Genomic DNA, 7,178 nt, shown 5'->3' with positions numbered 1-7,178 from the left:
GTCCGACGCCGCCCTAGCCCCGGCACCCCACCGGCTGAGTCCGACGCCGCCCGAGCCCCGGCACCCCACCGGCTGAGCCCGACGCCGCCTCCGGCGGAGGACTCCTGGCCCGCTGAATCGCTTTGGCCCCCTGAGATGAGCATCTCAGGGGGCCAAAGCGATTCAGCGGGCCGGAACTCTCCAGGACCCGGGGAAGGACCCGAGAAGGGACCCGGGCCGGCTCAGCCGAGGGGTTCGAGGTCCTCGATGTCCCAGTCCTCCCAGGGGCTGCCGGTGTTGGAGGCGTTGCCGTTCCCGTCACCCTGGTTGCCGTTGCCGGGGCCGCCGTTGCCACCACCGTCGTTCCCGTTGCCGTTCCCGGTGCTCTGGGTGGGTTGTGGGGTGGGCTCCGGCGTCGGCGTCGGCGTCGGCGTCGGCGTCGGCTTCTCCTTGGCGATGGTGAGCGTGATCGTCGAACCCTGGTCGACGTCCTCGCCCCCGTCGGTGCTCTGGTCGATGACGGTGCCGGGCTCGGCCTCGTCCGTCTCCTCCTCGGTCGTCGAGCAGGTGAGCTGGTAGCTGTCGCCCTCGAGCGTGGCGCAGGCGGACTCCTCGTCGTTGCCCATGACGTCGGGGACGGTCACCTGCCCCGAGGACAGGACGAGGTCGACGGTCGTACCGATCGCCAGGTTCGTGCCGGACCCCGGCTTCGTCTCCAGGACGACGCCCTTCTCCACGTCGGGGGAGTTCTCCTCCTGGTTCGACCCGGCCACGAGGCCCGAGTCGTTGATGAGCTGGCGGGCCCGCGACTCGGTCTCACCCTCGACGTCGGGCACGTCGACGTTGTCCGGTCCGGTCGACACGTTGAGCTGGACGACCGACCCGGCCGACACGTCCGATCCAGCCGCCGGGTCCGTGTCGACCACCTGGCCGTTCGGCACGTCGTCGGAGGCGACCTCCTCCCGGTCGACGCTGAGCCCGACGTCGAGCAGGTACGCCTCGGCGTCGTCGGCCGTGCGGTTCGACAGGTCGGCGAGTTCGAAGTGGGTGACCTCCGCCGGTCGGGACATCTGGTAGATCCACAGCCCCATGCCGGTGAGGACGAGGGCGAGCAGCGCCGCGCCGACGGCGAACCACCCGCGCCGCCGCCGGGCCCGCCGGGCCTCGTCGATCTGTCCCTCGTCCGGCACGGTCGCGACCATGCCGGTCATGAGACCGGGCTCCACTCCCGAGGCGCCCTGCTCTCCGGCCGCCCCCACCGGGACGGCGCCGGTGGCCGGGGCCTGGGCCGCGGCCGGGCCGGACCCCTGGACGCCCGCGGACGCGACACCGATGGCACCGGCACCCGCGGCAGCGGCGGGGGGCACGGCACCCATGGCGCGGGTCGCCTCGTCGTCGATCGACAGGGGACGACCGTCACGGACGGCGAGCACGTCGTTGCGGAAGGTCCGGGCGTCCTGGTAGCGGTCTTCCCGGGACTTCTCCAGGGCGTGGGCGAGTAGTCGGTCGACCGCCGCGGGCACGTCCGGGTTGAAGTCGGAGGCCGGTCGGGGCTTCTCGCCCACGTGCTGGTAGGCGATCGCCAGCTGCGAGTCGCCGGTGAAGGGGGTGCGACCGGCGAGCAGCTCGTAGAGCATGCACGCGGTCGAGTAGAGGTCGGAGCGGGCGTCGACGACCTCACCGCGGGCCTGCTCGGGCGACAGATACTGCGCGGTGCCGACGACGGACTGGGTCTGCGTGAGCTGCCCGGTGTCCTCGAGGGCGCGGGCGATCCCGAAGTCCATGACCTTGATGTCGCCCGCGGGCGTGAGCATGACGTTCGCGGGCTTGATGTCGCGGTGGACGATCCCGTTGCGGTGGCTGTAGTCGAGCGGGGCGAGGACCCCGGCGATGACGTCGAGCGACTCCTGCACCGTGAGCGAGCCGTGGTCGTTGAGGACCGAACGCAGCGTGTCGCCCTCGACGTACTCCATGACGATGAAGGGCAGGCGCACCTCGCTGCCGCCGCTCTCCTCCATCACCTGCTCGCCGGAGTCGTACACGGCGACGATGCCCGGGTGGTTGAGGCCGGCGGCGGACTGCGCCTCGCGCTTGATGCGGGCCTCGAACGACGGGTCACGGGCCAGGTCGGACCGCAGCAGCTTGATGGCGACGCGACGACCCAGACGGGTGTCGAGTCCCTCGTGCACCTCGGCCATGCCGCCGCGGCCCAGGAGTCCCCGGACCTCGTAGCGGCCCGACAACAGGCGTGGTTCAGTCATGTTTCCCTCCGCGGGGTCCACGTGACGGGACTTCCCCGTGACGTGCCCCGCTCCTTCGAACGTCCATTGTCACCGATGCGGCCCGGGTCGGGCCTCAGGACTCACGGAGCCCACCGGCTGCTCACGGCTGCCCGTCATTGCCCTGGGTGCCGTTGCCGGGGCCGCCGTTGCCACCGCCCTCGTTGCCGTTCCCACCACCGGTGGTCTCCTCGGGCACCTCGGGTTCGGGCTCCTCGACGGTCGGTTCCGGTTCCGGCTCCTCGGAGGTCGGTTCCGGTTCGGGTTCCGGCTCCTCGGAGGTGGGCTCGGGTTCCGGTTCGGGTTCCGGTTCCTCCGGCCCCGTCGAGACCTCGATCTCGACGGTGTCCCCGCGGGTGAACGTGTAGCCGTCGTCTCCCTCGAGCACGTCGACGACGATCCCGGCCGGTTCGTCGGACTCGACGGCGCTGACGTCCGCGTTGAGTCCCAGGTTGTTGAGGTTCGAGATCGCCGAGCCCTCGCTCAGCCCGATGTACGTGTCCGGGTCGAGCGTCACGGTCGTCGCCTCGGTGGTCTCCTCCTCGGTCGGTTCGACCGAGGCCGTGTCCACCGGGTCCGGTTCCCCACCACCCTGCGGGCCGAGGAACATGTACAGGATCCACGCGAGGCCGGCGAGGATCGCGACGACGAGGACGACGATCGCGACGATCGCCGCCTTCGGTGTCCTCTCCCTCTCCTCGACCTCGTTCCGGGACCCCGTCGGGGTTCCGCCCGAGGCGCCCTGTCCGTATCCGTTCCGCGTGCCCTGCCCGGCCGCACCCTGCACCGCCTGTGCCCCGGCGGCTCCGGCCGCCACGGCGCCGGCGGCACCCGCGGCGGGACCGGAGGAGGAGACCGACCGCGGCATGACGCGGGTGGTCGCCTCGGTCGCGGGGTCCGGACGGTCGATCACACGGGTCGCCGCCGAGGAGTCGGCACCCCCGGGAGCCATCTGCGGCACCGCGGCGTAGGCGGCGCGCACGTCCCCGTTGCCCAGGGCCGTGCAGGCGGCGGCGACGGCCGCGCCACTGGCCGGTCGGTTCTCCGGCTTCTTCTCCAACATGGAGTCGACGAGACGGCGCACCGGTTCGCTCACGGTGCCTGGCAGCGGCGGGTGCTTGCGGTTGACCTGCGCGATCGCGATCTCCACCTGGGACTCCCCGGTGAAGGGCCGCACGCCGGCCAACGCCTCGTACATGATGATGCCGAGCGAGTACAGGTCGGAGGCGGGCGTCGACCCCTTGCCGGTCGCCTGCTCCGGGGCGAGGTACTGGGCGGTGCCCATGACCTGACCGGTCTTCGTGAGCGGCGCCTGGTCGGCGACCCGGGCGATCCCGAAGTCGGTGATCTTCACGTGGTTGTCGGGGGTCACGAGGATGTTGCCGGGCTTCACGTCGCGGTGGACGACATGGGACCGGTGTGCGGCGTCGAGGGCGGCGGCGGCCCGTCCGACGATCTGCAGCGTCTCCTTCTCGCTCATCGCCCCGCCGCGGTCGAGCAGGGTCGACAGCGCCTCACCGGGCACGTACTCCATGACGAGGTACGGGCTGCCGTTCTCCTCGCCGTAGTCGTAGACGGCGGCGATGCCGGGGTCGGAGACGGCACCCATCGACCGCGCCTCGGCCCGGAACCGGGCGAGGAAGTCCTGGTCGGTGAGGTACTCCTCCTTCATGATCTTGGCGGCGATCTTGCGGGTCAGGACGGTGTCCCGGCCCATCCACACCTCGCCCATTCCGCCGACGGCGATCCGGCTGGTGAGCTCGTACCGCCCGCCGAGCAGCGTTCCTGATGCTGGTCTCACTGGTCGATCACCGCTTCCATCACTGCCTTGGCGATCGGACCGGCGGAACTGCCGCCCGATGCCTCGCTGCCTGCATTGCCCCCGCTCTCCACGACCACCGCGACCGCGACCTGCGGGTCGTCGGCCGGGGCGAAGGAGGTGAACCACGCGTGGGGCGCCGCGCCCTCGGCGTGCTGCGCGGTCCCGGTCTTGGCCGCCACGTCGACGCCGGGGATCGCCCCGGCCGTGCCCGTCCCGGACTCCGTCACGGACACCATCATGTCCGTGAGCGTCGCGGCGGTCTCCTCGCTCACCGGCCGGGAGAACTCCCGGGGCGAGGGTTGTTCGATGAGGTCGAGGGTTCGCGCGTTGCGGACCTCGGCCACGAGGCGGGGTTCCATGAGGGCCCCGTCCCCGGCGATCGCCGAGGCGACCATCGCCATCTGCATGGGGGTCGTGCGCACCTCGAACTGGCCGATCGAGCTCTGTGCCAGTTGCGGTTCGTCCGTGTCCGCGGGGAACGAGGAGGGCGTCACCGGTAGCGGGATGTCGAGATCGCGTCCGAACCCGAACTCCGCGGCCTGGTCGGCCATTACCTCGGGCCCGAGGTCCATGCCGAGCTGGGCGAAGGACGTGTTGCAACTGATCTCCAGCGAGGTCGCGAGGGTCACCTCGTCGCCGGGACCGCAGGCGGCCCGGTTCGAGTTCGAGATCGTCGCGGAGGTCTGCGGCAGGTCGAGGGTCGCGGGCCCGGGCAGCACCGAGTCGGCGGAATAGTCCCCGGACTCCAGGGCGGCCGCGGCGGTCACGAGCTTGAAGGTGGACCCCGGCGGGTAGAGGTTGCCGGCGATCGCACGGTTGTAGAGGGGGTCGTCCTCGTCCTCGACGAGCGCGTCGTACGCCTCGGTCGCGGCCGTGGAGTCGTGGACGGCCAGGTCGTTGGGATCCCACCCGGGGGTGGAGACCATCGCGAGGACGTCGCCGGTCGACGGGTCGAGTGCGACGACCGCGCCCTTCTGCCCGCCCAGCGCGTCCCAGGCCGCCTGCTGGGCCTGCGGGTCGAGCGTGAGCGACACGGACGCACCCATCGGCTCCTGCCCGGTGAACCAGGACCCGGCCTGGTCGAAGAACAGGGCGTCGTCCGTCCCGGACAGCAGCGAGTTCTCGGTCCGCTCCAGCCCGGTGGTCGCGTTCGTCACCATGAAGTAGCCGGTCGCGGCCGCGTAGACCTCCGGGTCGAGGCCCTCGGAACCGTAGGTGCGCTGGTAGTCGTACACCCCGTCCTCGGTCTCGACGGAGGACGCGATCGGGCTGCCGTCGACGAGCAGCGGTCCGCGGTGACGGTCGAGCGCCTCCCGGATCCCGCGGGTGTTGAGCGGGTCCTCGGCCAGCCGCTGGGCGGAGAAGTACTGGATCCAGCTCGTCGACCCGAACAGCAGGGCGAACATGACGAACCCGACCAACGAGACGTTGCGCAGCGGTTTCAGCATCAGTCCTCCCTCCGATCCTCGTGCGTGCGGTCCTCGGCGCGGTCCCGGCCGCGACCGTCGAGCAGATCACCGGGGAACCCGTCCGCGGCGTCGGTGCCCGCCGCACGGGCCGTCCGGCGGTCGATGAGTCCGGTGGGCGCCTCGGCGTCCCACTGCTGCCGGTGTCCCGCGGTCGAGGTGCCTGCTGCCACGGGCGTGCCCTGCTCGGCGGGCGCCTCGGCAGGGTCCTCCGTGGACCGGGAGCGACGCAGGCGCTCCTTCGGGAGGGTGAGGACGCCGGTGTGGAGCTCCTCGACGGGGCGACGGGCGTTGTCGGAGGCGCGCAGGAGCAGGCCGATGATGATCCAGTTGGCCACCAGCGAGGAGCCGCCGGCCGCCAGGAAGGGCGTGGTGAGGCCGGTGAGCGGGATGAGCCGGGTGACGCCGCCGATGACGATGAAGCACTGGAGGGCGAGCGAGAAGGACAGCCCCGTGACGAGCAGGGTGCCGAAACCGTCGCGGAGCTTCTGGGCGGTCTTCATGCCGCGTTCGAAGAGCAGGACGTAGAGGAGCAGGATCGCGAAGGCGCCGACGAGGCCGAGTTCCTCGCCGAGCGAGGCCCAGATGAAGTCGGAGTTCGCGAAGGGGGTCTGCTGGGGGCGGCCCTCGCCCAGGCCGTTGCCGACCAGTCCGCCGTCGGCCATCCCGAACAGGCCGGTGACGAGCTGGTAGGAGCCGCCGGGACGGTTGAACTGCTCCGGGTCGAGGGCGTGCAGCCACCCGTCCACACGTTGCTGGACGTGACCGAACAGGGCCCAGGCGGCCACCGCGGCCGCGGCGAAGGCACCGAGGCCGAGGAAGATCCAGGTCTTCACGCCGGTGGCGACGTAGAGCATCGCGACGAACAGACCGAAGTACAGCAGCGAGGTGCCGAGATCCTTCTCCATCACCAGGATTCCGACGCTGCCGACGGCGAGCAGTGCGAGGAAGGCGCAGTCACGCAGGCGCGGCAGGCGCACACCGAGGATCTTCGGCCCGGCGAGCACGAGCTGGTCGCGGTAGGTCGCCAGGTAGCCGGCGAAGAACACCGCGAGCAGGATCTTGGCGATCTCACCGGGCTGGAAGGACATGCCGGCGATCCGGATCCAGATCCGGGCACCGTTGATCTCCGCGCCGATGAAGGGCATGAGCGGCAGCAGGAGGAGCACGAGGGCGGCGAGGCCACAGGTGTACGTGTAACGGCGCAGGATCCGGTGGTCGCGCAGGAACACGACGACGATCCCGGCGCACAACACACCGAGCGTCGTCCACTGCATCTGGGAGGTGGCGACGGTCGAGGTGGTGTCCGTGTCGGTCAGCGCCAGGTCGATCCGGTAGATCATCGCCAGGCCCAGGCCGTTGAGCAGCAGCGCGATGGGGACGACGACGGGATCGGCGTACTTGGCGCGCCACCACACGAGGGCGTGGAGCAGCAGTCCGAGACCGGCCTGCCAGCCGGCGTACACGTAGACGTTCGCGGGGACGCGGTCCTCGGCGCCGAGACCCACGAGTGCATAGGCGCCGGCGGACACGAGCACGGCGAGCACCGTGAGGCCCAGTTCCGCGACACGGTGCGTCCCCGGGCCCGGCGGCCCGTCCGGACGGCTCTCCACCGGTGTCAGGGTGCTCATG

General features: G+C 71.2%; 4 protein-coding genes. All 4 read right to left on the bottom strand.

What is annotated here, in order from left to right:
• Positions 1 to 221 precede the first annotated feature (221 nt).
• Positions 222 to 2,240 carry a Stk1 family PASTA domain-containing Ser/Thr kinase gene (gene pknB, locus AAD496_RS00265; RefSeq protein WP_349826616.1) on the bottom strand — a complete coding sequence of 673 codons (2,019 nt, stop codon included), beginning with the start codon at positions 2,238 to 2,240 and terminating at the stop codon, positions 222 to 224.
• A 121-nt stretch (positions 2,241 to 2,361) separates the two neighbouring features.
• On the bottom strand, positions 2,362 to 4,059 hold the full coding sequence (locus AAD496_RS00260) for a serine/threonine-protein kinase (RefSeq protein WP_349826615.1): 1,698 nt from the start codon (positions 4,057 to 4,059) through the stop codon (positions 2,362 to 2,364).
• On the bottom strand, positions 4,056 to 5,528 hold the full coding sequence (locus AAD496_RS00255) for a peptidoglycan D,D-transpeptidase FtsI family protein (protein ID WP_349826614.1): 1,473 nt from the start codon (positions 5,526 to 5,528) through the stop codon (positions 4,056 to 4,058). The genes AAD496_RS00260 and AAD496_RS00255 overlap by 4 nt, the downstream gene beginning before the upstream one ends.
• Entirely contained in the window at positions 5,528 to 7,177 is a 1,650-nt protein-coding gene (locus AAD496_RS00250; RefSeq protein WP_349826613.1) for an FtsW/RodA/SpoVE family cell cycle protein, read from the bottom strand. The genes AAD496_RS00255 and AAD496_RS00250 overlap by 1 nt, the downstream gene beginning before the upstream one ends.
• Position 7,178: the final 1 nt, after the last annotated feature.

The organism is Brevibacterium litoralis, from assembly GCF_040212315.1.
Lineage (GTDB): Bacteria > Actinomycetota > Actinomycetes > Actinomycetales > Brevibacteriaceae > Brevibacterium > Brevibacterium litoralis.
This window is presented reverse-complemented; position numbering and strand designations above follow the sequence as displayed.